This is a genomic window from Pseudomonas idahonensis, from assembly GCF_037903935.1.
In the GTDB taxonomy this organism is placed as follows: Bacteria; Pseudomonadota; Gammaproteobacteria; order Pseudomonadales; family Pseudomonadaceae; genus Aquipseudomonas; species Aquipseudomonas danubii.
This window is the reverse complement of record NZ_CP149586.1, coordinates 3026366-3049088: the sequence shown is the minus strand read 5'-3', so window position 1 is coordinate 3049088 and position 22723 is coordinate 3026366. Positions and strand designations below refer to the sequence as shown.

The 22723-nt window shown below is 63.0% G+C and carries 27 protein-coding genes and 3 pseudogenes; 13 read left to right on the top strand and 17 right to left on the bottom strand.

The features are described from left to right. Position 1: 1 nt before the first annotated feature. Complete coding sequence (locus tag WIN67_RS13980; RefSeq protein WP_072442108.1) at positions 2 to 265, bottom strand: hypothetical protein; 264 nt, start codon at positions 263 to 265, stop codon at positions 2 to 4. A 437-nt stretch (positions 266 to 702) separates the two neighbouring features. On the opposite strand from WIN67_RS13980, the gene WIN67_RS13975 reads away from it, so the two are divergent. After that, positions 703 to 1368: a DUF7716 domain-containing protein gene (locus tag WIN67_RS13975; protein WP_339071749.1), complete on the top strand. Its 666-nt coding sequence runs from the start codon at positions 703 to 705 to the stop codon at positions 1366 to 1368. A gap of 41 nt (positions 1369 to 1409) precedes the next feature. Here the strand turns inward: WIN67_RS13975 and tnpB are convergent. Both tnpB and WIN67_RS13965 read right to left on the bottom strand, forming a co-directional pair. Continuing rightward, a pseudogene (gene tnpB / locus WIN67_RS13970) lies at positions 1410 to 1664 on the bottom strand (IS66 family insertion sequence element accessory protein TnpB); the annotation flags it as partial. A 49-nt stretch (positions 1665 to 1713) separates the two neighbouring features. Further along, complete coding sequence (locus WIN67_RS13965) at positions 1714 to 2628, bottom strand: SGNH/GDSL hydrolase family protein (protein WP_253085709.1); 915 nt, start codon at positions 2626 to 2628, stop codon at positions 1714 to 1716. A 234-nt stretch (positions 2629 to 2862) separates the two neighbouring features. Between WIN67_RS13965 and WIN67_RS13960 the strand changes: the two genes are divergently transcribed. Next, positions 2863 to 3291, top strand: a complete 429-nt coding sequence (locus tag WIN67_RS13960) for a hypothetical protein (protein ID WP_102879695.1) — start codon at positions 2863 to 2865, stop codon at positions 3289 to 3291. Positions 3292 to 3409: 118 nt separating this feature from the next. On the opposite strand, the gene katG is transcribed toward WIN67_RS13960, so the two are convergent. From katG to WIN67_RS13945, 3 genes are all read right to left on the bottom strand, one after another. After that, positions 3410 to 5590, bottom strand: coding sequence for a catalase/peroxidase HPI (gene katG, locus WIN67_RS13955; RefSeq protein WP_339071494.1), 2181 nt, complete (start codon positions 5588 to 5590; stop codon positions 3410 to 3412). Between the two features lie 254 nt (positions 5591 to 5844). Continuing rightward, complete coding sequence (locus WIN67_RS13950) at positions 5845 to 6417, bottom strand: HD domain-containing protein (protein ID WP_170004256.1); 573 nt, start codon at positions 6415 to 6417, stop codon at positions 5845 to 5847. Positions 6418 to 6543: 126 nt separating this feature from the next. Beyond that, on the bottom strand, positions 6544 to 7101 hold the full coding sequence (locus tag WIN67_RS13945) for a helix-turn-helix domain-containing protein (RefSeq protein ID WP_273906644.1): 558 nt from the start codon (positions 7099 to 7101) through the stop codon (positions 6544 to 6546). A gap of 189 nt (positions 7102 to 7290) precedes the next feature. Between WIN67_RS13945 and WIN67_RS13940 the strand changes: the two genes are divergently transcribed. Beyond that, positions 7291 to 7632: a low molecular weight protein tyrosine phosphatase family protein gene (locus WIN67_RS13940; RefSeq protein WP_102879698.1), complete on the top strand. Its 342-nt coding sequence runs from the start codon at positions 7291 to 7293 to the stop codon at positions 7630 to 7632. Between the two features lie 589 nt (positions 7633 to 8221). On the opposite strand, the gene WIN67_RS13935 is transcribed toward WIN67_RS13940, so the two are convergent. Further along, on the bottom strand, positions 8222 to 9418 hold the full coding sequence (locus WIN67_RS13935) for a PrpF domain-containing protein (RefSeq protein ID WP_339071493.1): 1197 nt from the start codon (positions 9416 to 9418) through the stop codon (positions 8222 to 8224). A 233-nt stretch (positions 9419 to 9651) separates the two neighbouring features. Here WIN67_RS13935 and WIN67_RS13930 point away from each other — a divergent pair, with 233 nt between their 5' ends. The 3 genes from WIN67_RS13930 to WIN67_RS13920 all read left to right on the top strand — a co-directional run bounded on the left by WIN67_RS13930 (position 9652) and on the right by WIN67_RS13920 (position 11967). Then, entirely contained in the window at positions 9652 to 10266 is a 615-nt protein-coding gene (locus tag WIN67_RS13930) for an alpha/beta fold hydrolase (protein ID WP_339071491.1), read from the top strand. Positions 10267 to 10517: 251 nt separating this feature from the next. Next, the gene (locus WIN67_RS13925) at positions 10518 to 11105 is read left to right on the top strand and encodes an AidA/PixA family protein (protein WP_102879701.1); all 588 of its coding nucleotides are present in this window, start codon (positions 10518 to 10520) and stop codon (positions 11103 to 11105) included. Positions 11106 to 11346: 241 nt separating this feature from the next. After that, positions 11347 to 11967, top strand: coding sequence for a LysE family translocator (locus WIN67_RS13920; protein WP_339071489.1), 621 nt, complete (start codon positions 11347 to 11349; stop codon positions 11965 to 11967). 114 nt (positions 11968 to 12081) lie between these two features. Here WIN67_RS13920 and WIN67_RS13915 read toward each other — a convergent pair whose 3' ends face one another. The 3 genes from WIN67_RS13915 to WIN67_RS13905 all read right to left on the bottom strand — a co-directional run bounded on the left by WIN67_RS13915 (position 12082) and on the right by WIN67_RS13905 (position 13538). Beyond that, complete coding sequence (locus tag WIN67_RS13915) at positions 12082 to 12705, bottom strand: DUF2239 family protein (RefSeq protein WP_422394687.1); 624 nt, start codon at positions 12703 to 12705, stop codon at positions 12082 to 12084. Positions 12706 to 12780: 75 nt separating this feature from the next. After that, positions 12781 to 13014 carry a DUF3079 domain-containing protein gene (locus tag WIN67_RS13910; RefSeq protein ID WP_339071487.1) on the bottom strand — a complete coding sequence of 78 codons (234 nt, stop codon included), beginning with the start codon at positions 13012 to 13014 and terminating at the stop codon, positions 12781 to 12783. Between the two features lie 71 nt (positions 13015 to 13085). After that, a complete protein-coding gene (locus WIN67_RS13905) occupies positions 13086 to 13538 on the bottom strand; it encodes an Lrp/AsnC family transcriptional regulator (RefSeq protein WP_306400191.1) in 453 nt (150 codons plus the stop codon). 242 nt (positions 13539 to 13780) lie between these two features. Here WIN67_RS13905 and WIN67_RS13900 point away from each other — a divergent pair, with 242 nt between their 5' ends. Both WIN67_RS13900 and WIN67_RS13895 read left to right on the top strand, forming a co-directional pair. Next, positions 13781 to 14398, top strand: coding sequence for a LysE family translocator (locus WIN67_RS13900; RefSeq protein WP_011060975.1), 618 nt, complete (start codon positions 13781 to 13783; stop codon positions 14396 to 14398). A gap of 9 nt (positions 14399 to 14407) precedes the next feature. Further along, positions 14408 to 14920 carry a MaoC family dehydratase gene (locus WIN67_RS13895; protein ID WP_339071486.1) on the top strand — a complete coding sequence of 171 codons (513 nt, stop codon included), beginning with the start codon at positions 14408 to 14410 and terminating at the stop codon, positions 14918 to 14920. Here the strand turns inward: WIN67_RS13895 and WIN67_RS13890 are convergent. Then, a pseudogene (locus WIN67_RS13890) lies at positions 14898 to 15083 on the bottom strand (LysR family transcriptional regulator); the annotation flags it as partial. The gene WIN67_RS13895 and the pseudogene WIN67_RS13890 overlap by 23 nt on opposite strands. Before the next feature lie 78 nt (positions 15084 to 15161). Between WIN67_RS13890 and WIN67_RS13885 the strand changes: the two are divergent. Next, a pseudogene (locus tag WIN67_RS13885) lies at positions 15162 to 15374 on the top strand (GNAT family N-acetyltransferase); the annotation flags it as partial. A gap of 51 nt (positions 15375 to 15425) precedes the next feature. Here the strand turns inward: WIN67_RS13885 and WIN67_RS13880 are convergent. Beyond that, positions 15426 to 16058 (bottom strand): RNA polymerase sigma factor, encoded by a 633-nt coding sequence (locus WIN67_RS13880; RefSeq protein ID WP_339071485.1) that lies wholly within the window; start codon positions 16056 to 16058, stop codon positions 15426 to 15428. 137 nt (positions 16059 to 16195) lie between these two features. Between WIN67_RS13880 and WIN67_RS13875 the strand changes: the two genes are divergently transcribed. The 3 genes from WIN67_RS13875 (at position 16196) to WIN67_RS13865 (ending at position 18033) form a co-directional block, all read left to right on the top strand. Continuing rightward, positions 16196 to 16597, top strand: coding sequence for a hypothetical protein (locus WIN67_RS13875; RefSeq protein ID WP_306400195.1), 402 nt, complete (start codon positions 16196 to 16198; stop codon positions 16595 to 16597). Between the two features lie 95 nt (positions 16598 to 16692). Then, the gene (locus WIN67_RS13870; protein WP_268562792.1) at positions 16693 to 17247 is read left to right on the top strand and encodes a UPF0149 family protein; all 555 of its coding nucleotides are present in this window, start codon (positions 16693 to 16695) and stop codon (positions 17245 to 17247) included. A 99-nt stretch (positions 17248 to 17346) separates the two neighbouring features. After that, on the top strand, positions 17347 to 18033 hold the full coding sequence (locus WIN67_RS13865) for a hypothetical protein (protein WP_339071484.1): 687 nt from the start codon (positions 17347 to 17349) through the stop codon (positions 18031 to 18033). 58 nt (positions 18034 to 18091) lie between these two features. Here WIN67_RS13865 and WIN67_RS13860 read toward each other — a convergent pair whose 3' ends face one another. From WIN67_RS13860 to WIN67_RS13840, 5 genes are all read right to left on the bottom strand, one after another. Further along, a complete protein-coding gene (locus WIN67_RS13860; protein ID WP_268562790.1) occupies positions 18092 to 19699 on the bottom strand; it encodes an alpha/beta hydrolase in 1608 nt (535 codons plus the stop codon). Between the two features lie 472 nt (positions 19700 to 20171). Then, the gene (locus tag WIN67_RS13855) at positions 20172 to 20759 is read right to left on the bottom strand and encodes a hypothetical protein (protein WP_339071482.1); all 588 of its coding nucleotides are present in this window, start codon (positions 20757 to 20759) and stop codon (positions 20172 to 20174) included. Between the two features lie 16 nt (positions 20760 to 20775). Continuing rightward, positions 20776 to 21387 (bottom strand): hypothetical protein, encoded by a 612-nt coding sequence (locus tag WIN67_RS13850; protein ID WP_110597001.1) that lies wholly within the window; start codon positions 21385 to 21387, stop codon positions 20776 to 20778. Between the two features lie 107 nt (positions 21388 to 21494). Further along, positions 21495 to 21845 (bottom strand): hypothetical protein, encoded by a 351-nt coding sequence (locus WIN67_RS13845; protein ID WP_268562789.1) that lies wholly within the window; start codon positions 21843 to 21845, stop codon positions 21495 to 21497. A gap of 39 nt (positions 21846 to 21884) precedes the next feature. Continuing rightward, positions 21885 to 22178, bottom strand: coding sequence for a hypothetical protein (locus WIN67_RS13840; protein WP_110653538.1), 294 nt, complete (start codon positions 22176 to 22178; stop codon positions 21885 to 21887). Positions 22179 to 22266: 88 nt separating this feature from the next. Between WIN67_RS13840 and WIN67_RS13835 the strand changes: the two genes are divergently transcribed. After that, positions 22267 to 22695 (top strand): N-acetyltransferase, encoded by a 429-nt coding sequence (locus WIN67_RS13835; protein WP_181430935.1) that lies wholly within the window; start codon positions 22267 to 22269, stop codon positions 22693 to 22695. Positions 22696 to 22723 lie beyond the last annotated feature (28 nt).

Sequence of the window (22723 nt, the reverse complement as noted above, 5' to 3'; positions counted from 1 at the left end):
CTCATTCACCTTGTGCGTGGGCGCTGGCCAGTTCCAGCAGTCGGGTGAAGTCGGCGATGGCGAAATACAGGTCATCGCGGGTGTCGCCGTCCCAGTCTTCGACGGCTTCCCTGTCTGCCTTGAGTGAGGCGATGCGGGTTTTGATCTCGGCGATTTCCGCCGCGCCGCACTGGGTGGCGATGGCCTCCCAGCGTTCCTGGGGAATGTTTTGCTGGACCGACAGCCCGGCTTGGGCTTGGGCGATCAGTGCGGTGAGTTGGCTCATGGGGTATTCGTCCTGAAAATGCAGCCTTTGAATCGGGGCGCGATCGCGGGCTGGAATGTGCAGAGGCGCAGCTTGTGCGTCAGGCGCTTTGAGGCGGGTCACTTTATCGGTAAGCGTCTGGACAACACACCTTCCAGACCCCGACGCCAAAGGCGATGGTGTACACCTCAATTTAAGTGGACACCCTCTCTGGCCTTTTAAGCGGGTCTTTCCATGCAGCCACAACGCCGTTCCTATTCCTAATCCTTCAAGGCCCAGGTTGGCCAAGAATGCGCCCAGCCCGGCGCTTCGATTGCCAGCGTCGCGCAGAAGCACAGTATGCGTCTGGCCGTCCCATCCTGATGGCATTGTCAAGGCATGAACAACCTTCAGAGAGCTGTGGGACACCTCAATTGGCTCTGTAGAATATGGTGCATTGGGTGGGGGGAATTTTTAACATGCTTTTACTTTTAAGTCTTCGTGACGTTATCGAAGCCCTGGCGACCTGTGATAGCAATAACGATGTCTGGAGCCGCTATTCATGGGTCTATGTCAAGGACGGAGCACCGCTGATCGAAGCTCGCTTTTACCTTTCTTCGCCCGAGGAAGAATCGAATAGCGTACCCGGCGAGAACGGTGAGGAAATGCCGGCCTTTGCCGTAGCGCACGGCCTTTCGTATTGCCTTGAAGCTGCCGACTTTGTAGATGTACTGAGCGTACAGAAGCGTCAGCAGCCGCTCTCACAACTTGAGGACTATGCCGCTGCGCTTGAACACTACGTCGAGCGAGACGCCTTTCTAGATCGGGGCGAGTTCTACAGTGATCGGTGCGTGGATCAACAGCCGTTGCCAGGCATTTCACGCGACTTTTTTCCCGAATACGATCTTCAGCTGGATACGTGTCCGGCTGATCGCATCCGAGATGCTGCGCGCGTCATCGCTAAATTGCTGCACATAAGTGTGGCTGATGCTCTCGCGCGTTGCAGGAGGCTGCCGGTAATTCTGGGGGAACGCACCGACTCACAGGGGCGCGTGCGGATTGAGACACAATTCATCGCTCTTTCGTTGCCGCTGCAAATAACGACACACTGGCCGCTTGCCTGGCTTCCCGGAGTTGATCCGTAAGAAGTCGATGAACGCGCACCGCCACTGCCCATGCGTTGCCAGGGTAAACCCAACACCAAGGCCTGAAGTTGCTCGGTATTCAACTCGAGTTCAGGGCCTTGGCGAATGCCTGGCCAGTGGAACTTGCCTTGGTTCAATCGGCGAGCAGCCAGCCAGATGCCAAACCCATCATGCACCAGCACTTTCATGCGATTGGCGCGGCGGTTAGCAAACAGATAAGCACAGTGCGGTTGCGCCGCACCGAACACGGCAACCACCCGGGCCAGCGCAGTTTCAGTTCCGGCGCGCATGTCCATGGGCTCGATAGCCGGGCAATGCTGACCGGCTATGGACGGATAGAAAACCTCAACGGCTCGCTTTCAGCGTTTCAAGCATCGCCTCGGCGGCCAGGCTGTGGACTTTGCGGGTCGGGTGCCATTCATCCCAGTAGTAATGGGCATCCGGATCCGCACACACGGGTTTGACGTCCGGGTAGGTGGCTTGGCACGGGGTATCCAGATCCTTCAAGCCCGCCACCTCGGGTGCCGCGCGAAGCGTGTTGCTGAAGGCCAGATGGTCGAAGTAGCCAATACTCACGTGATGGGCGTTAGCCAGTGTTGTCAGCACGGCGGGCAGTTTTTGTTCGAGTATCTGCTGGTATTGCGTTGCGTTCTTGACTTGATTGCCCTGCACCACAGCCGGCACATGGCTCAAATCCGTGGTCCCCACCACCATCAGGTGCTTCGCCCCTGCGGCGATCAGCGTCTCGGTGCTCTTCTGTATGTTCGCCACGCTGTTCTGGCCAAGCACGTCGATCGTTTCTGGGTGCGCGAAGTCGGCCCATTCAAAAAAGTCGTTGGCTGAGATGAAAATGAAATACAGCGCATCCGGATCCGCCTTGTGTGTTTTAGCGGCCTTCAGGTGATCGGCGATTTGCCCGAAAACCCCGGTGTCGCGAGAGGGCTGCATCCAGGCGTAGTAGTTGCCGTTGCCGCTTTTGGCGCCGCCAATGGCGTAGTCGGTCAATGGGATTTTCAAGGCCTGCGCCAAGTGTTCGACCGCGGTGGGACCATTGCTCCAGCGTCCCTGCCAATACAACGAACCGGGCAGCTCCTGTGCATCTTTGACCTTCTGCGCGGCCATGGTTCGGGTGAAGGTTTCACCCGCGCCATTGTCAGAGTAGCTGTCACCGAACGCATAGAGATGATCGTAGCCCGGGCCGCCAAAGGCGGTTGCGGCAGTCATGGTCAATAGAGCGGCCAAGCAAGCGCGTCGAATCATTGAAAGTCTCCCGGGTGGTGCTCTTAGACTACCGGTGGCGACGTTTTGCCTTGCCACGCTTGCGACCTGTATTTAGCCGAGGGCGCAAAGAGTGTGCTGTTCGCGACAGGTCGGTGGCGGGTGAGTCCAGCGTGTGCACCGGTTTTTTTACCCCGCCTGCTGCCTTGGGTGCTTGGCAGCGCCGCACGGGTCGGCTTCAATAACCGCCCCTTTTCATGTTCAGGAGCTAGAAGGATGCAGCTTTATTACCGCTGGGCGGCCGCATGGGTCATGGCGTGGGTACTGGGAACCGGGCTGGCCCAGGCTGAGGAACGACCACAGGTGGCGGACAAGATCCTGGCCTACACCGGGCCGCACGGGGTGAAGGTCTGGACCTTGCGCATTGGTGAGCGCAGCGCCAATCAGGCGTTGGTGCAGGTGGAAGACGCCGACCACGACTGGAACATGCGCATTCAGAAAATGAACGTGGAGCAAACCGACCGCGACACCCGTTACTTCACTCAGGTGGACGGGCAGAAGTTCGTGGTGCTGCTGCTTCAGGAAGGCTATGGCGAGCTGCATCTGCCGGGTGAGGCCAAGCCGCTGAAGGTGGGCTATGACAGCAACCTGTCCAGCTATGGCGATGCCCAGGCGTTTCTTAATGAGTACCTCAAGGCCCAGTAAAGCGTCGGGCGAGCGCTGCAGGTGCGACGCTCGTTGATCTGCAGCGCTCGTGCCGCGAGCGCTCTGCAACAACGCCTCCCTAGGGAGGCGTTGTCGTTTTACCCGGTTTGCAAACCTCTCAGCGCAGATCGAACCGATCCAGGTTCATCACCTTGTCCCAGGCCGCGACAAAGTCCTTCACGAACTTCTCCCCCGCATCCGCCGCTGCATACACCTCGGCCAGGGCCCGCAGTTGCGAGTTGGAGCCTAGCAACAGGTCCACGCGAGTACCGCTCCATTTGTATTGCCCGCTGGCGCGGTCGCTGCCCTCGTACAGGTCGCGGGCCTCGGACTGGGGTTTCCATTGGGTGCCCATGTCCAGCAGGTTGACGAAGAAGTCGTTGCTCAGGGTGCCCGGGCGCGCGGTGAATACGCCGTGGGGCGATTGCCCGACGTTGGCCCCCAGCACCCGCAGGCCGCCCAGCAGCACGGTCAGTTGCGGGGCGGTCAGGGTCAGCAGTTGTGCTCTGTCCACCAGCAGGGCTTCGGCGCTGACGCCGGAAACCGGCTTGAGGTAGTTGCGGAAACCGTCGGCCACAGGTTCCAGCACGGCGAAGGATTCGACGTCGGTCTGTTCCTGGCTGGCGTCCATGCGCCCCGGGGCGAAGGGCACGGTGATGCTGTAGCCGGCATTTTTCGCCGCCAGTTCCACCGCCGCGCAACCGCCGAGGACGATCAGGTCCGCCAGGGACACGCGCTTGCCAGTGCTTTGCGCGCTGTTGAAGGCGCTCTGTACCCCTTCCAGGCTGCGCAGCACCTGGGCCAGTTGCTGCGGTTGGTTGACCTCCCAGTCTTTCTGCGGGGCCAGGCGAATCCGTGCGCCGTTGGCGCCGCCGCGCTTGTCCGAGCCGCGGAAGGTCGAGGCCGAGGCCCAGGCGGTGGACACCAGTTGCGCCACGGACAGGCCGGAGTTGAGGATCTGGCCCTTGAGCTGCTGGATGTCCTGGGCGTCGATCAGCGGGTGGTTCAGCGCCGGAATCGGGTCTTGCCAGATCAGTTCCTCGGCCGGCACTTCCGGGCCCAGGTAGCGGGCGCGCGGGCCCATGTCGCGGTGGGTGAGTTTGAACCAGGCCCGGGAGAAGGCTTCGGCCAGTTGCTCGGGGTGCTGGTGGAAGCGCCGAGAGATGGCCTCGTAGGCTGGGTCGAAGCGCAGCGACAGGTCGGTGGTGAGCATCGACGGCGTGCGGCGTTTGTTCGGGTCGTGGGGGTCGGGCACGCTGTCGGCCCCGGCGCCGGCTTTGGGCCGCCATTGGTGGGCGCCGGCGGGGCTGGTGGTCAGTTCCCATTCGAAGCCGAACAGGTGGTCGAAGAAGTCGTTGCTCCAGCGGGTCGGGGTGGTGGTCCAGATCACTTCCAGGCCGCTGGTGATGGCGTCGCCACCAACGCCCGTGCCGAAGCTGCTTTTCCAGCCCAGGCCCTGCTCTTCCAGGCCGGCGGCTTCCGGTTCCGGGCCGACGTGGGTCGCGGGGCCGGCGCCGTGGGTCTTGCCGAAGGTGTGGCCGCCGGCGATCAGGGCCACGGTTTCTTCGTCGTCCATGGCCATGCGGGCGAAGGTTTCGCGGATGTCCCGGGCCGCCGCCAGCGGGTCGGGGTTGCCGTTGGGGCCTTCCGGATTGACGTAGATCAGGCCCATCTGCACCGCCCCCAGGGGGTTCTCCAGCTCGCGGTCGCCGCTGTAGCGCTGGTCGTCGAGCCAGGTGGTTTCGCTGCCCCAGTAGACGTTGTCTTCCGGCTCCCAGACGTCCTGGCGGCCACCGGCAAAGCCGAAGGTTTTAAAACCCATGGATTCCAGGGCGACGTTGCCGGTGAGGATGATCAGGTCGGCCCAGGAGATCTTGCGCCCGTATTTCTGCTTGATCGGCCAGATCAGCCGCCGCGCCTTGTCCAGGCTGACGTTGTCCGGCCAGCTGTTGAGCGGGGCGAAGCGCTGCTGCCCGCCCCCGGCGCCGCCACGGCCATCGGCGATGCGGTAGGTGCCGGCGCTGTGCCAGGCCATGCGGATGAACAGCGGGCCGTAGTGGCCAAAATCCGCCGGCCACCAGGGTTGGGAGTCGGTCATCAAGGCCAGCAGGTCGCGCTTCACCGCGGCCAGGTCCAGGGTCTTGAATTCGGCGGCGTAGTCGAAGTCCTTAGGCATCGGGTCGGACAGCGGCGAGTGCTGGTGGAGGATCTTCAGGTTCAGTTGGCCGGGCCACCAGTCACGGTTGCTGGTGCCTTCACCGGCGGTGTGTTTGAACGGGCACTTGGATTCATTGGACATGGGTCACTCCTTCGGTCATCGGAAACCTGCCGCTCGACGTTGGCCCCGGGTTGGACAACCGTGTGAACAGCGTAGTGAAGGACAAGCGAAGGTAAAAATAGCTTCGCTTGATGACCCTGGCAGAAAAAAACCATGACAGGTGCCAGACCCCCAGCGGGCGCCCTGCCCCCTGGAGCCTGTTCATCCTCTGGCGAGCGATGCTCAGGCTTGTTCAACGCGGCATAAGGCAAACACCGCACATCCTGAACCGCGGCTTAGCCCTGGGCGTTCAGTCGACGCTGGGTGTCGATGTCGATCTGCTGGCGCAGGGCCTGGAACAACGGGCTGGCATCGGTGTAGCGGCGGCCGTAGCCGAGGTTGAAGCGGTAGTCGAAGTCCGCCGGGTTCTGGCCCTGGGTGTGTTGCAGCAGGGTTTCCAGCTTGTCCAGGGCCTTGACCGTCTGCGCCTCGGCGCTGGCGGCGCCTTCGTATTCATCCCACAGGTCCAGCAGGCGTTGGTGGGCCGGGGCGTCCAGGGCTCGGGCGAGCAGTTGCAGGTCTTCGCGCTCCTGCTGGCTCTTGTGCGGGTGGCCGGCCTGGGCCACCGCCGGGATGTCGCCGTGAATGGCCTCCCCCAGGTCGTGGACGATGCACAGCTTCAGCACCCGCAGCAGGTCCAGTTCGCCCAGTTGGTCTTCGAACAGCAACGCCATCAGGCACAGGCGCCAGCTGTGTTCGGCGGTGCTTTCCTGGCGGCCGCTGGAGGTGTGGGCGCTGCGCAGCACGTCCTTGAGTTTTTCCGCTTCACGGAGGAATTCAAGGCGGCCGCTGAGAAGTTCGGGGGTCATGGACAAGCCTGCTGCAAGTGAACGAGGCCCGCGCCGTGGGGCGGCGGGCGATGGCTTACCAGACTAGTCAGCGGCCGGAGCCCGGTCCACGGATAAAATATGCGTGGCGTGGCCTCGACAGGCGCTTCAGAGGGTTTCCACCAGCCGCACGGCGTTGCCGTCGGACAGGTTGAGGCGGGTCCAGCGGCACTGGCTGGGGGCGATGGGCACGATGGCCGAATCGTTGTGGCCGCTGAAGAATTCCACGGACGGCGGCGCCAGCACTTCGCGCCAGCCCAGGTCATCCAGGGCGGCTTCCTTGCGGGTGATTTCCTCGGTGCAAAAGCCCCACAGCGATTGGCCCAGCAGCTCACTCAAGGGCACGCCGAACTGCCCGGCGCGGGTCGCTGAACAGGCCAGCAGGCGGTGGGTCAGGTCGCACACCAGGTGCACGGCGCGCGGGCTGTCGTTCACCAGCCGCGCCAGGGCCTGATCGGCGGCGGCGCTGAGATTGGCCGCCAGCAGTTGCTCCAGGCGCGCACGCTCTGTCGGCTCCATGGCCTGCTGGCCGTTTTCCCAACGGGAAATGCTCGACTGCGCCACACCGAACAGCTCGGCGGCGTGCTGTTGCTTGACCCGGTGCAACAGGCGCCAGCGCCTGAGGGCCAGGCCCAGATGGGGTGAGGTGAACAAGGCTACGGACATGGCCTGGGCGATGCGAGTAAAGGGGCTGGCAGTTTCGCAGGCGCGGCGCATGGCGGGCAACTGGCGCCGACCAATGCAATTGGTCCGGCCCGCCACAAGTTGCTGGACAGTGCAGTAAAAGCCCCGAAAAATCAGCGCCTTTGCCCTGCCCTCCACGGGCCGGGCGCCTGTGCCAAGGAGTTCGGCCCAATGCTCAATGTCTTGTTTGTCTGCAGCCAGAACAAGCTGCGCAGCCCCACCGCCGAGCAGCTGTTCGCCGATTGGCCGGGGATCGAAACCGCTTCGGCGGGGCTCAATCACGATGCCGAAGTGCCCCTGGGTCCGGAACTGGTGCAATGGGCCGGGCTGATTGTGGTGATGGAAACCCGGCACCGGGAAAAACTGCGCAAGCGCTTCAAGGCGCAGCTGCGCGAGCAGCAGATTGTGTGCCTGAACATTCCCGATGATTACGAGTTCATGGACCCGGAGTTGATCCAGTTGTTGCGGCAGAAGGTCCCGCCGTTTCTTCCCGATGGCGGCGAGGGTCGCTGATATGCCCCTGATCTTCAGGGCCCCGCCTGAGCTGCGGGTGGAGCTGCGCAAGCCCCCATGGGTTTGCGAGATCGCTGGCGAGCCTGCGGTGCCTCGGCGGTTGGGGGATCGCCACGAGCCTGCGGCTCGTTCGCAGCCTTCGGCAGCGGCTACATGAAGCGGATGCTGGCGCTGGCGTCATGGGCACCTCTGTAGCCGCTGCCGCAGGCTGCGCAAGGCACCGCAGGGGCCTCGGCGGTTGGGGGATCGCCGCGAGCCTGTGGCTCGTTCGCAGCCTTCGGCAGCGGCTACATGAAGCGGATGCTAGCGCTGGCGTCACGGACACCTCTGTAGCCGCTGCCGCAGGCTGCGCAAGGCACCGCAGGGGCCTCGGCGGTTGGGGGATCGCCGCGAGCCTGTGGCTCGTTCGCAGCCTTCGGCAGCGGCTACATGAAGCGGATGCTAGCGCTGGCGTCACGGGCACCTCTGTAGCCGCTGCCGCAGGCTGCGCAAGGCACCGCAGGGGCCTCGGCGGTTGGGGGATCGCCGCGAGCCTGTGGCTCGTTCGCAGCCTTCGGCAGCGGCTACACGAGGCGGATGCGGGGTGGGGTCATGCGCGGTGTGCGGCGCCAAGGGCGGCGGTCAGTTCGGGCGAGGCGTTGTACAGCGGTGTGCTGCCCTGCAACAGGATCTGTGCGCTGCGCCGGTAGGCGGCGCCGTCGATCAGCAGCTCCCCGGCCACTTGCCGGGCATTGATCAGGGTCTCCAGCACGCCGGCGGGATTTTCAATCGCCAGTTGGTACTCGCCCGGCTCCTCGCCTAGCACCGGCGCCCGCGCCAACAGGGCGTGGGCCACGGTGCCCTCGGCCAGGCAGGCCGCCGCCAGGCAGCAGCCACCGGACACCGCCAGGGACGGGTGGGCGTTCTGCGGGGTGAAGTAGCGGGTGGCGATATCCCCGCCTTCTCGCGCCGGGCTGACGATGCAGATCTTCGGGATGGTTTCGCTGCGCCGCAGGTCGTCGGCGCTCATCAGGCGGCCGTCGCGCTGGCGCAGGCCCATGCGCAGGCCGCCTTGCACCATCAGGTCCAGCAGACGCGCCTTGAACTGCGGGTCGGCGTCGAGTTCGGCCGGAGTTTCCTCGCCGGTCTGGCCCAGGTCCGCTGCGCGCAGGATGACCATGGGCACCGCCACATCGATGCAGGTGGCGGCAATGCCGTCCAGCAGGTCGACCCGTTGCCCGGTGGGAAACAGCGCGCCGGTCTTGGCCCCCACCGGCTTGTCGAGAAACAGGTCGACCCCGGGAAACACGCCGTTGACCCCGGGAATGCGCGTGTCGCTCAGCAGCCGACCGTCGCGCAGGCTCAGGCGTGCATACATCGTGGTCTGGGTGTTGCTGTTGTAGATCTCGATCTGTCCACCGCCCTCCCCGGGCTCCAGCCAGCCGCGTTGCAGGGCGTACAGCGGCAGCGCCGCGGACATGTTGCCGCAGTTGACGCTCCAGTCGATGGCGCTCTTGCCCGCCGCCAGTTGCGCCAGGGTGCTGATCATCCGTGTCTCGCCGGGGCGGCGCTCGACGATGAACACCTTGTTGCTGGTGGGCCCGCCGCGCCCCAGGCCGGTGATCTGGGTGTTGCCCGGCCACTCGCCCTGCAGCGGCACGCCCATCAGGTGGCGCAGCAGTTCTTCCACCAGGGCTTCGTCCCGGGGCAGCGCTTCGCGGGCCAGGATCAGCCCGGTGGAGGTGCCGCCACGGGCGTGGCACACGGGGAACTCAGGGATAGCAGCAGGCTTTTGCAGATCGGGCATGGCGGGCGCCTCCACGGTGGGCGAAAAGAGCAGCCCCTTGTCGCGCGGGCAACGGGCGGCAGCGCAGCATGATAAACCGTCGCGGCCGATCCCGGGGCGGCGGCATGGCGAGCCGCGGTCGCCTGATACAGCCCTTGCTCGCGCAGCCCGAGCACCGTACTTTCTAGCGCCGCGCGCGACCCTGCCGTCAGCGCGAGGGTTCAATCCACCGCCCATGGACCCGGAGCGATGCCATGCCCCAAGCCCCCCAACAACTGTTGTTCCTGCCCGGCGCCTCGGGCAACCGTCAATTCTGGCAACCGCTGGCCGCGCAGCTGCGCCATCCGGCGCGCCAGGTGCACCTGGGCTGGCCGGGTTTTGGCGACACCCCGGCCCGGGCGGACGTGCAGGGCATGGACGATCTGGTGGACCTGGTGCTGCAACACATCTACCAGCCCACCGCGCTGGTGGCCCAGTCCATGGGCGGCATCATTGCGGTGCGTGCGGCCCTGGCGCGACCGCAGCTGATCACCCATCTGGTGTTGAGCGTCACCTCCGGCGGCGTCGACATGTCCGACCTGGGCGCCAGTAACTGGCGCAAGGATTACACCGCGGCCTATCCGCAACTGCCCCGCTGGTTTGTCGATGACCACAGCGACCTCGGCCCGCGCCTGGGGGAATTGCCCATGCCGGTACTGCTGCTGTGGGGCGACTGCGATCCCATCAGCCCGGTGGCGGTGGGTCAGCGTCTGGCCCGACTGTTGCCACAGGCCCTCTTGCGTATCGTGCCCGGGGCCGACCACGACCTGGGCCTGAGCCATGCCACTCAGGCGGCGCAATGGCTCGACCAGCACCTGGGCGCAGCCTGATCGAAGGCGCCCAAGCGGACGCCTGCCCCTGGCCTTGCACCGCTCGTCTTGTGCTCGCTCTTTTTACAGCGGGCCATTTGACTAAGCGTCTTGAGGATCTAGATTCCACTCGCGACTTCACGGAAGTGCATCAAGCTCGAAGCCCGGCAAACCGGGGCCCGGGTACCGATGCTCAGTGGCCGCGCCCGGAAACTCGATTGCCTGTTTGCCTGGGCACTCCAGGCATCTAACGCGACAGCAGGGAGCTGGACATGAACGACAACATCATCGACATCATGGTCACCATTGATGTGGACACCATTCTCAATAGCCAGGGCAAACAATTCGACAGCGGCCAAACATTCAACCTGCAAAAAAGCGACCCGACGCAGCCCAGCCACCTCTACAACTTCACCACCGGCGGGGTAAGGCTCTCCAGTCAGGCGATCTACATGGTTGCCAGACGCAACAACGCCCCAGTCGGCGAAGGTACGGATGAACTGTCGGTCAACCTCAAGGAGGGCGACCTGATCCACTGGCGCAGCACCAGCCTGTCCGAGGGGCTGTACCACACGGTGCTGCTGTATCAGTACACCCAGACGTCGCCGGTAGTGACGCAACAGAACCCCAATTACGTGCAAGACATCACGCCGGTGGTCTTGAACCACACGCCCATGCCGATCATCAATCAAAGCAATCCATCCGCGCAGCCCATCGCCCAGAGCGTCAAGAATTTCTATTGGGAAGGCCGCGCCGTGCGCCAAGGCAGCATCACCTATACCTGGGCCTTCATGATTGTCGACAGTGACAACCAGGTGGTGGGTTACTGCGACTGGGACCCCTACATCAATATCAACTGAGTGCCTTGCCCCTCTCCCTGTCGGCACCGGGAGAGGGGCTTGCCGTCGCCCTGCCCGATCACTGTCACTGCCTCTCCTCCCCGCTCAACCTTGGCCAAGCCTTGATGCACCGCGAACCAGGCACTTGCCTCCCGCCCGACGCGGCCCGTATTTTATCGCCCCCCGCCGCAACAACCTCCCGGCCAGCCCCGAGGTCGCCGATGGCGTGGGCCCGTTCCCCTTGCCTTGTCCCGGAGACTGTATGGATCTCGCCACCCTGAGCCTGTTCATCCCCGCCTGTTTCGCCCTGAACATGGCCCCCGGCCCGAACAACCTGTTGTCCGTGAGCAACGCCACCCGTTATGGCTATCGGCAATCCTGCCTGGCGGGCAGCGGCCGGTTGCTGGCCTTCGCCGCCATGATCGCCCTGGCCGCCGCCGGCCTGGTGGTGGTCCTGCAGACGTCGGAACTGTTGTTCCATGCCATCAAGATCCTCGGCGCGGGGTATCTGCTGTACCTGGCCTGGCAACTGTGGCGTGCCAATCCCGGCAATGAAGTGGCCGATGACCCGGCCCGCGTCGGCCTGTGGGCCCTGGCCCGCCAGGAGTTCCTGGTGGCGGCGGGCAACCCCAAGGCGATCCTGATCTTCACCGCCTTCCTGCCGCAATTCGTCGATCCGGCGCAGCCGATGGGCCCGCAGTTCCTGACCCTGGGCGCACTGTTCCTGGGGCTGGAGTGGATCGCCATCTGCGCCTACGCCTACATGGGCCTGCACCTGCGCCGCTGGTTCGCCGAACCCCGGGGCAAGCGCCTGTTCAATCGCGCCTGCGCAGTGCTGTTGTCGGGGGCGGCGTCGGTGCTGCTGATGGCGCGGCGGGGCTAGTCTGGCCAGGCCAGGAACCGCCAATGCCTGGCCACTCTCCCCCAGCGGCCTGAACTGCACAGCCTGGCTGGCCGCTCAGGCAGAGCCTTGGGTTGGCGATGTATCGCTCGCCGGTCAAAGCGCGCCGGCAAGGCGCAACGCGTAGACGCGGATATCCCCGGGCCAGTGCTCGATGCACTGTTGCAGGCGCGCAAGGTCCGCGGCGAACAGCGCCCGGGTGGCTTCCTCATAACCGGGAAGGTCGCCGCCCATGGCCAGCATGAACTGGTAGGCCGCCTCTTGCGCGGCCCGCTGGCGCTGCGGTTCGGCGCCATTGCGCCGGGCTTCGTCCACCAGCCGGCGCAGCACCGCCGAGGCACCGCCCGGCTGCTCGGCCAGCCATTCCCACTGGCGCGGCAACAGGGTCACCTCGCGGGCGATGACCCCCAGCTTGGGTCGCCCCCGCCCCCGAGGCGCGGCTTCTTCGCCTTCGACTGGTGCGGCGGCAGGCTGACGCGGGCGATAGCGCCCGTTGCCCGGCGGCAGCGTGGCGGCCAGACGCTGGCGCACTTCGTCCGCGGTGCCCCGCAGGTCGAGGTCGATGACCCGGCCGCTGGCATCGTCAAACACCAGCAACGGCTGCGGCTCCGCACCTTCACTGGCGCGCTTGACCAGCAGCGCTACCTCCAGCAACGGGCCAGCCGCCAGCACCTGCTGGGCCTGAAACGCAGTGACGGGTTGGGCAAGTGAGTCGGACATGGCTATGGCCTCAAGGAAACGAGGCTGCATATTACCCGGGTATTAATCAGGCAAGCAATAACACCCGGGTAATATTTACACTGCGGACCGCACTCGCGACTGCTGCGGCTGTGGGGCCGCCTCAGTGTCGGCGGAGATCTCGATGCCCCAGTCGCCGTCCAGGTACCAGTCCTCCCCGAGCATTTCCGCCGGGTGCATGGTGCGATCAGAACCATTACCGCAGGCCAGGGCATTGGCCGCGCAGTAGCGGTCGCAGCCCCAGCAGATCCGCTCGGGATGCTTGGGGCGCAGGGGAAAGGGCTTGGCCATGGCGGCTCCCGGAACCTGGAGGAAGGAGCCTGCACCTTAGAACCTGCGGCGCCTTCGAGGCTTGATCCCGATCACAATGGCAGGGTGCGGTCCTGGATTACCTGCTTCATCACCAGGGTCGAGGTCAGGCGCTGGACGTTGGGCAAGGTCGACAGGCGTTCGTCATACAACCGCTGGAACGCCGGCAGGTCGCGGGTGATCACCTGCAGCAGGTAATCGGGCTCGCCGAACAGCCGCTGCGCCTCGACGATCTGGACAATGCCCTGCAAGGCAGTTTCGAAGGCTGTCACGGCCTGATGATCGCCCTCGCGCAGGGTGACGAACACCATGGCCGAGAAATTCAGCCCCAGGGCGCTGGGCGCCAGTTGCGCGCGATAGCCGAGAATCACCCCGGACTGCTCCAGCGCCCGTACCCGGCGATGGCAAGGCGACAGGCTGAGACCGACCCGCTCGGCCAGGTCGGTGACCGAAAGGCGGCCGTCGGCTTGCAGCTCGGCAAGAATCTTCTGATCAATCCGGTCCATTTGAATAATTCTCCCCAAACAAAGGTTTTCGCTTGGAATATTAGAGAAAAAATCCCCCTCGATCTTCACTATTCTTTCTTCACACCTTAAAGCCCCTGTTCACCGCAGCTGTCCGGCGGTCGAGCCCCTGATGCCCGTGAGAAAGCCCCATGCCCTACCCCCTTGCCAAGCCGCGCCCTGCGCTGCCCACCGCGACCGCCTGCCCCACCCACGCTGCCTGCAGCCAGCCGAGGTAAGCCAGCATGGAACCGAGCATGTTGGCCGCGTTCTGGGCAGTGTCGCTGCTGTTCGTGATCACCCCCGGCGCCGACTGGGCCTATGCCATTTCCGCCGGGCTCAACGGCCGGGTGGTGATTCCCGCGGTCTCCGGGCTGCTGAGCGGGCACCTGCTGGCGACCCTGGTGGTGGCCGCCGGGGTCGGCGGGCTGGTGGCGCGTTACCCCCTGGCCCTTGCGGGCCTGACCGTGGCCGGTGCCGGCTACCTGCTGTGGCTGGGCGTCGGCCTGCTGCGCCACCCGTCCACGCCCCAGGCCGGCGCAGGACAGGCAGATGCTTCCTGGGCGCGCTGGTCATTCAAGGGCCTGTGTGTCAGCGGCCTCAATCCCAAGGTCTTCCTGCTGTTCCTGGCCCTGCTGCCACAGTTCACCAGCCCCGCGGCCGCCTGGCCGGTGTCGTTGCAGATCCTCGCCCTGGGGCTGCTGCATGCCTTCAGTTGCGCGGTGATCTACCTGCTGGTGGGCTTCGGCTCGCGCACTGTTCTGCAGGCGCGGCCGGTGGCGGCGCTGTGGGTCAGTCGCCTGTCGGGCGGGTTGATGGTCCTGATTGCGCTAGTGTTGCTGGCGGAACAACTCCTGGCTTGAGGAATACCCATGCACAGTTTCAGACAACGGGCGGCTCGCGGGCTGCAAAGCGGTGACAGCTTCAGCCTGTCGCGATGCTTCACCCTCCAGGACATCCAGCGCTTCGCCGAAATTTCCCGGGATTACAACCCGGTGCACTACCACCCCCCCTTCGCCGAGGCCCGGGGCTTTCGCGAACCGGTGGCCCACGGCCTGCTGAGCGCCAGCCTGGTGACCGAGATCGGCGGGCAGATCGGCTGGCTGGCCTCGGCGATGAGCTTCCAGTTCCGCCGCCCGGTCTATGCCGGGGATACCGTGACCTGCCGCTGGCTGATCACCGAGGTGGATGCCCGGGGTCGGGCCACGGCGGTCATCACCCTGAGCAACGAAGATGGCGTGATCGTGCTCGACGGCGAAACCCGCGGCGTGCTTCCCGGCGAACAGGAACGGCAGTTACTGAGCCAGATGCTCGCCGAAGGCGACCCCGGCAATCCGCTGACGCACTCCGGCGTAAAGCGGCTCAAGGACGATGAGCATCGATAAACAACTCCCGCAGTTGTCGACGCATCCAGGCATGGGCATCGCTGCGGGCGTACTTGGCATGGCTGTAGAGCTTCAGGGTGTAAGGCGGGATCGTGAACGGCGCCGGATACAGCGCAATGCCCGCCGCGGATTGCAGGGCCTGGGCCGCCTGGCGCGGAATGGTCATGATCAGCTCCGTGCCTCGCCCCAGGGCGTGATGACCGCATGCCGTTCCGCCAGGTAGCCCGCAAGATCAGGCGCCCCCTGGATTCGCGGCTGCGGCGCCGGCAAGCTCATGCTCAAGCACCTGGCCCGGGAAGCCTGCGCCAAGGGTTGCGGGCGTTTCGAATGGAGCGTGCTGGACTGGAACGAGCCGGCCATCGAGTTCTACCAGTCCATGGGCGCGCGCCCACAGGCCGAATGGGTGCGCTATCGCATGGACGGCGACACTCTAAAGAACTTTGCCCAATCCTGATGATGCCGGGGCAGGCTGGCGGTTCGTTGCGCTGACCAGGGCGGGCCGCGATCAGGCCGCCTGATAGCGCTCGATGGCGGCGAACAGCTTCAGGCGTCCACGGTGCAGCAGCACTCGCGCATTGGTCAGGGAGATCGCCAACTGCTCGGCGATCACCTCCAGTTCCAGGCCCTGGCGTTCGCGCAGCAACAGCACCTGACGCTGCAACCCGGGCATGGCGCCCAGGGTCTGCTCCATGCAGCAACGCAGATGTTCTTCATCCAGCAGCGCTTCGGGGGTGTCTTCATGCCATTCCAGCGGGCCTGGCGACCAGCCGCCGTTGCTCGGCGCAGAGCGCTGTGGGCCCAGGTTGCCGGGCAATACCGGCCCGGCGCCGCCATTCTGCTCCCGCCGGGTCTGCAGGTAGCGGCTCTTGGCCGCGTTGGCGGTGATGGTGAGCATCCAGGTCTTGAGGCTGGAGCGGCACTGGAAACCGCCAAGGCTGCGCACGATGGCCAGCCAGGCTTCCTGTACCACGTCATCGACATGGCGCTGGCCGACGATGGCAAAGGCCACCGCACGCATGGCCACCGAATAGCGCTGCACCAGCTCGCGATAGGCCTGCTGCTCGCCGGCCAGCAAGCGCGGCAACAACTGCGGATCGTCGTGGTTCGATAGCGGCGTGACCGGCTGCTGTAATTCCATGTCCCTGGCACTCCCGAATGGCAAAGTTCGCCCCTTCACAGGAAGGGTAAGGACCATACGGAGCAGGCATGGAAACGGATGCGGCGACCGCATATTTTTCTCTGACAGCTTCTGCAGGGTCGCTATGATGGTTCCCCATGACACCTAGCACGCCCATCCGCCAACCCTGTCCGCCCGGCGCCTGCATTTGCGAGCGCGAGCAGTTGCTGGACACCCCCGGAGCCGACCTGCGCATCCTCTTGCTCACGCGCCAGGAGGAAAAGCGCCTGCTCGAACGCCTGGAAAACCTCAAGGACCTGGCCGACCTGGAACACATGCAGCGCCAGATGCAGGAGAAACTCGGCATCCGGGTGCAAATCACTCCCAGTGACAACGAAGTGCGCAGCATGCGCGGCATCGCCATTTCCCTGGGCGAGCTGCCCGGGCTGTGCCGCAAGACCCGGCAATCGATTCCGGCCGCCATTCGCCGGGCCATGGAGAACCGCCCGGAAATCGCCTACCGCCTGCTGGACGCCCAGGATCTGTTGCGCGGCACCTGAGCCCCGCCCGCTCAGGCCCCGCGCTGGCCGCTTGAGGCTTGCAGCCGGGCGCGTGAACCCGGAAACTTGCCGCTGCTTTTTCCAGGACTCCCCTCATGCAAAACACCCCACTGAACGCCGCCGACTTCGAGCTGATCGAAGACACCCTGCTCCAGTACGGCGACGACCACTCGGTGCTCAACCCCTGCGAGCTGGACGGTTACTTCACTGCGCTGGTATCGGGCCCGGCTCAAGTCGATATCGCCGAATGGTTCCCGGGCATCTGGGGCGGCGAAAACCCGGCCTGGGAAACCCCGGAGCAATGCCGGCAGTTCATCGACCTGTGCGTGCGCCACATCAACACCCTGGCCGCGCAATTGGCCCAGGCCCCGCAAGCGTTCAAGGCGCGCTTCGAACAGACCGAGCACCAGGGCCAGAACCTGCTGCTGGCCGAAGAATGGTGCTTCGGCTACCTGCGCGGGGTGGCCGTGGGCAACTGGCCGGAGATGCCGGCGCCGCAGGTCCAGGCGCTGCAGTTGATCATCGACTGCGCCGAACAGGACAACTTCGAACTGCCCGCCGACCTGAACCTGGAGCAGCATCGCCAGCAGATCGCGGCCATCGAACCTGCCGCGCGGCAGTTGCATGCCTACTGGTTGGCGCAGCGCTGAATCTAGCGACGCCAACAGCAACGCCCCTCTCCCCTAGGATTGAAAAAAGGCAGGTTTCCCGTTCAGGGATACCGGCCTGCCAAGTACGGATACTTCCCCATGCTCAAATGCATCAAAAGACTTTTCACCGCGCCTGCCCCGGTAACGGAACAAGCACACGACATTCCCGTACAAGCCACCGCGCCAGCCACATTCAAGGAATATTTAGCAGGCTTGCCGACTTGCGATCATGAGCCCAGCGAGGACTTCTATTACAGGACAGAGGCCGCTGAAAAATGGCAACAGTACTTCTCAAGCGAGTTCAGAGTGACCTGTCGCAATTCAGCAGGAGGCCACTCTCAGGATCTCGCCATGAACGCTGCTATGCGAGACGCCTGCGACCAGGGCCTGGTACATGCTTTCTACTACTACGCCCCCTTCACCTATGCAAAAGAGAGAATTGCCTCGCACCATGAGCAGTGCATCAGGTCGCATCTGATCTCGACTGATATGCATTGGATGACTCTTTGCTTTCTGGCCCGTTATAAAAAAAACACCGAGGCCTTGGCTGGGCGAACAAGCCATGTCGATGGGACCCAGAACAATAAAGGGTGCCGATACATCATTTGCGGCACTGACGGCCTGACCATTCCACGGCAGGACATCCAACTTCACTTGAATGGTCACTGGTATCCACTTCCAGATATCAGCGATGCAACCCTGAGAAACCTCCTGGTGACTTGGCGCGATGATGCCTTGTCCCGCGAATCGCGCGCCTCTTCCTTACTCCAGGCCTTGAAGGTCTGATCAAACTGGAGCTTGCCTAGGTGTAGGTCATCAGGGCTGCAACAGTAAGGCCCTCAAGTCATTGAGTAGGCGCATATTCCTCAATCAGCTTCCACAGCAGACGGCCCATCGGCAGACGGTAGATATCGCTGTGAGCGCCTCCTCCAGACCCCGGCGAGTTGAATTGGGTAATGCCGTTCGATGCATCGATGTAAGCCACTTTCCTGTCCGGGCCGTTGCTTTTGAACGGCTCGGCGCAGCCTTGTTGACCGTACTTACAGACTTCGAAGCGCCCCCCAGGAACTGCGGATGTGTCAGAAGCCGTCATGCACTCGAATATGCGCTGGTACTGGGAGTCGGCCGTATCACAGGCCTTGTGGTAAGAGCCTATCGACCCGGAAGGATCGGTCCAGACGATAAAGGGAGCACCAGTCGCCGAATCGTTGGTAGCTGCCGTCAGCACGACCTTGGTCTTTTGAAGATGCCCGTAGTCCCGATAGGGAGCGCCTTCACGTCCGAGATCCGGGGCAAAACGGTTGATGCTCATCGCCCCCTGCAGGCCGACTGCTAGATCAACCGGGCTGGTGACCATAGGCTGATCGGGGAACTGACTGTCCAGCGGGACCAGGACCGGCGAACTGAACACCGCGCGAGTCATGGCACGCGCACCGAAGCTGTGGCCCAGCGCAACGACTCTGGCCTTGCTGCCAGAGGCCGCCAGGCTGCGCGGGATGGTTTCGTTGAGAATCTTGTTCAGCCAGGACAAGCCTATTTCGTCCGCATCATTGGCCTTATTGGAATAGCTGAATACGTTGCCAAAAGAGTTGGACCAATAAGACGGCCAGGTCACACCAATGACCAAGGGGCGGAAGTTGCCAACCACCTGATCATTGACCAGTGGTTTAATTGCCATCGTCCTGTCGATCGGACTTTCCTGCAGTCCCTTCGCTGCTTCCAAGGAAGCAGCCATCAAATTACCGGCCAGGTCATTGAAGTTCCGAATCGCCTCTTGCTGGGCAGTGTTCCACCCCATGACAATCACCAGGACATGGGTATAACGACCTCGCCGAAGATCCTGGGTCAGATTATCTTCCAGTGACCGCAACGCATACTTTCCATAATCGTAGAATTGATAGGCACGGGCATCTACCTTGTCCAGGTTAGTGGATATGGAACAAGCATGCCAATCACTTATTTTCGCCAGATCATAGTTCTTTTGGATTAGTGATAATTGCTTGGCCGCGTAAGCGTTATATACAAAGCAATGGTCTTTTGAAAGATAAGGATCACTCGTTCCTGCATCGTCCTTGGCGATCGAGTTTTTTATGATGTGCGAAATAAACATCGCCTTTGAGTCACTTTCCTGAAATCTTCTTATCTGACTTGGTGTTCCCCAAGTGCTTGGCTTTTCTGCATTAATATATTGACCGCTCCGGACGAAGCTGACCTGAGGATAGGGCTTGGGGCCACCGACAATCGACTGCGGGCTTTTTTCAATGGCAACGATATACCCCGGATAATGCAACGCTGTTCCAGATGGAAAATACAGGCTGGAATGGAAATTCTTTGCATTGGTGCTTTCCAGTTGCAATGCCGACTCGTAAGGCTCCATGACCGACCCAGGTCCGGAACAACCAGCGACTCCTAATCCCAAGGCAATCAGGCTTAACCATTTAAGACGCATCATAACCAACTCCTTGGATCATTCTTGACCCTTATGCCGACAAGCACGCTATAGACACCACAACTAGAGACAAACTGAGTGCGTCGCCTAGTTACAACACCACTATAGTCGGCAAACTCCCATGAGCCAGCATCTCAACATATAAAAATTAAGACTTACCCCTAAAGCAATTCTCACATAGAAGCCACTCTAAACCCGCGCTTCAATCGAGCTTCTTCTTGCCAATAGAACCCAAACTTAAACTCAGATCTTACTTGAAAAATCCTACTCAATAGCCAACTTATAGTTAGCCAGCAATCAAATTTTACTTATGAAAATCAAGAGCAGCCAGTGGATAGAAGATCAACTACAGCGGGCTCAGGCCAGTGCAGTTACACAAGAATATTGGCCCCGCAGCAGGTTCGTTCAATAAAAAACGCCGCATGCCCTGAACAGGCAAGCGGCGTTTCTATTGGCGCCCGGCCAGCGGCGCGAGTTACAGCAATCTGCGCTGCACCGCTTCATCCAGGGTGCTGCGGGCCAGTTGCTGGACCACGTCGCGGGTATCCGCCTGGAAAGGAATGGCGACGATCAGCAGCAACTGCATCCAGGTGCGCACCGACTCGCTCTTGCGAATCCGCCCCAGTTCCTTGCCGTCCTTGTCCTTGAACACCGTCTCCAGAGTAAAGGTGTTCTTGGCCGTGGACGGAATCACGAAGAAGGTGGCGCCGGTGATGATGGCCGAGGCCATGCTGAACTGTTCGTTGTTGTACAGGGTGGCTTCGGCATACAGGTCCGATTCGACCTTGTCGGTGCTGACCCGGGCAAAGCGCCCGGACTGGCGGTAGGCGTCGGCCACCACGGTTTCCCAGGCGGCCGCCGGAGCGCCGGCGGCGGCATTGGCCGGGCCGCCGTTGACCTGGTACATGGCGGTGGTGCGGACAAAGGCGCTGGGCTTTTGCTCGGTGGTCTGTGCCGCCGGAGGCCAGGTGCCGACGGCTGTCAGTTCGTGTTGCGAGTAGGACACGCAGCCGCTCAGCAGCACTGCGCCGAGCACCAGGACGTGCTTGATGGAAACCAACATGTGTCTCTCCTTGATCTTAGCGTTGTGCCAAGCGGGCGCTGGCGTTGTCGAGCAATTTGGCAACCAGTTCATTCAGTTGCTTGGCGCCCTGGGTCGGGGCCCAGTACTCACGGCCGTACAGGCCGACGTTGCGCTCGAACTTGAGCTGCTCCTTGGCACTGGCCAGTTCCTGGCCGTTGCGGTCGACGATCGACAGCTCGCCGGCCAGGTCGAAGCTGTCGACGTAGATCGGCCCGTTGACCCAGATCCATACGGTCAGGGTCAGCAAGGCTCCGGGCAGGTAGCCCGGGTGGGGCGCGCGGTGGCCCTTGAGGGAGGTCATGTTGAATTTCAGCACTACGTCCTCCTCGCCCAGGCGGGTGGGGAACTCGCTGAGCTGGCGGAAGTAGCCGGCGCTCTTGACGTAGGGGGTCAGCTGGGCTGTGAGGGAACGGCTGATGGCGGTGCGTGTGGCTTCGTCGATACCGGGAGCGGTGACTTGCACATCGGCAATTTGCGCAGTGCGCGGGCTGCTGATGGGCGCGGGATGCAGCGGCGCGCCCAGCGGGCCGGTGACGCTATAGGAGACACAGCCGGTCAGCGCCAGGGTGGCGATAAGGGCGGCGGCCCTGAGGAGGGTTTTGAACACGAAATATCCTTATTGATCAACGGACAGCACCAACGTCTCGACCCCAGGGCCCAGAACTTTAGGAAAACCTCGCATTCAGTTGGGTGCTACAGGCCCGCTCCCGGGCCTTATTGATAATCCTCTTCACAGGCCTGGAGCAGATTGAACAAGTGCTCCTGGGGCATCGCGCAGTCCTGCAACGGTTCGGGCGCAACCCCGTTCCACTCCTCATCGGGGTCGCTTTCGACAATCAGCAGCGGCACCTGGGCGTTGTTGAAGAAGGCGAGGATGTCGCGCAGTTCCTGCTCGCGTTCCACATGGTCGTTGTGAAACAGCTTGGCGCTGTAGAAAAAACCCTCGGCGCCACGGCGCAGATAGCCCTGGGCAACGCTCAGGGACAGGCCCAGGCGTTGATGGAGAAACTTCACCAGCGCCAGGCTGCTGGTGGGGGTCGCCGTGGCGAGGCTGATGCGGGACATGGCAGGTTCCTTGAAAAACGACAGGTAATGACAGCGCGGTTACTCGGGGCGCCACAGTTCGAGCCCTTGCACATGACGCTCGATGTCGTCCATGTCGTCCTCCCCCAGGGTGCGGTCGAAGGGCTCGCTGAGAATCCTGCGCACCTGCGCCAGGCGCTGGGTGACCTGCTGGTTATCGATGAAATCGGTGGTGGCGCGCTGGTAGTCGGCCACGGGTTTATCCCTGTAGTAGGCGCCCATCTTGTGCAGCGAGATCAACACGAACTCCAGTTCCGCCAGGGCTTGCAGGGCCTGCTCCCCCGAGAGGGTGATGGTGCGGTTGCTTTCCAGCATCGAATACTTCCTTGACTCTCAACCATTGGACAGACCGCCGCCACCTGGGTAGCGTGCGGCGCACATTTCAAACAGGCAGGCCCCAAACATGCTGATCAGGGACTTTCAAAGCAGCGACCTGCAAGCGTTGCTGGCGCTCTGGCTGGACGCCTCGATCCAGGCCCACCACTTTGTCGACCCCGATTTCTGGCGCGCCAAAGTCGAGGACATGCGCAACCTCTACATTCCCCATGCCCAGACCCGAGTGGCCGAACGCGACGGCCAACTCCTGGGTTTCTACTGCCTGCATGAGGATCAGCTGGCAGCGATTTTCGTCAGTGTGCAGCACCAGGGCCAGGGCGTAGGCAAACAGCTGCTGGCCGATGCCCGCGAGCGGCGCTCACGCCTGGAACTGGCGGTGTATGCCGCCAACCTGCCAAGCATCGGCTTCTACCGCCAGCAGGGATTCCAGGTGATCGGCAACGGCATTGACCCCAATACCGGAGAAGCCGAGCTGATCATGGCCTGGCCGGGCTGAAGGGCGCGACTCTACTCCCACAGGCGGT